The 929-nt window shown below is 49.6% G+C and carries 1 protein-coding gene; it reads left to right on the top strand.

The features are described from left to right. Positions 1–261: 261 nt before the first annotated feature. A partial coding sequence (rho, locus tag QMM04_RS22750) for a transcription termination factor Rho (RefSeq protein WP_282997139.1) occupies positions 262–929 on the top strand: 668 nt, incomplete at its 3' end.

The raw sequence follows: 929 nt of genomic DNA, 5'->3' as shown, positions 1-929 counted from the left end.
CTGCATTACGCACTTACCTTGTAGTTTGCATCTAAAGTTTTCCCTTGTCAGACCCTGCTCGCATTGAACGTTATCGTGGTTTGGCAATCTGATGACTAGCACATTCGGCATCACCTTTCGACCATCTCTTCGTTTCCTATCGCCACATCAGACGATAATCGTCGAGCAGAGTTGAAAAAGAGCCATTAACGGCATGGAATTTTTGCCATACCACCCACGACAATCATTTCGAGAATTACCCCGAGTTTAAGAACCCTCACTATGAATCTTACCGAATTAAAGAACACGCCGGTTTCTGAGCTGATTACCCTCGGCGAAAATATGGGTCTGGAAAACCAGGCACGTATGCGCAAGCAGGATATTATTTTCTCTATCCTGAAGCAGCATGCCAAAAGTGGCGAAGACATCTTTGGTGATGGTGTGCTGGAGATATTGCAGGACGGATTTGGTTTCCTCCGCTCTGGAGACAGCTCCTACCTCGCCGGTCCCGATGATATCTACGTTTCTCCCAGCCAAATCCGCCGCTTCAACCTCCGCACTGGTGACACCATTTCTGGCAAAATTCGCCCACCAAAAGAGGGTGAACGTTACTTTGCACTGTTGAAAGTTAACGAAGTTAACTACGACAAGCCGGAAAACGCGCGTAATAAGATTCTGTTCGAAAACCTCACGCCACTGCACGCAAACAATCGTCTGCGTATGGAGCGCGGTAATGGCTCAACCGAAGATTTGACCGCACGTGTACTCGACCTGGCTTCGCCAATTGGCCGTGGCCAACGTGGTCTGATCGTGGCACCACCGAAAGCCGGTAAAACCATGCTGCTGCAGAACATTGCGCAGAGCATTGCTTACAACTACCCGGATTGCGTGTTGATGGTGCTGCTGATTGACGAGCGTCCGGAAGAAGTGACCGAGATGCAGCGTCTGGT

This window comes from Pantoea sp. Pa-EAmG (assembly GCF_030024295.1).
Lineage (GTDB): Bacteria > Pseudomonadota > Gammaproteobacteria > Enterobacterales > Enterobacteriaceae > Pantoea > Pantoea dispersa.
The sequence above is the reverse complement of the archived record's forward strand: the minus strand, read 5'-3'. Positions and strand labels throughout refer to the sequence as shown.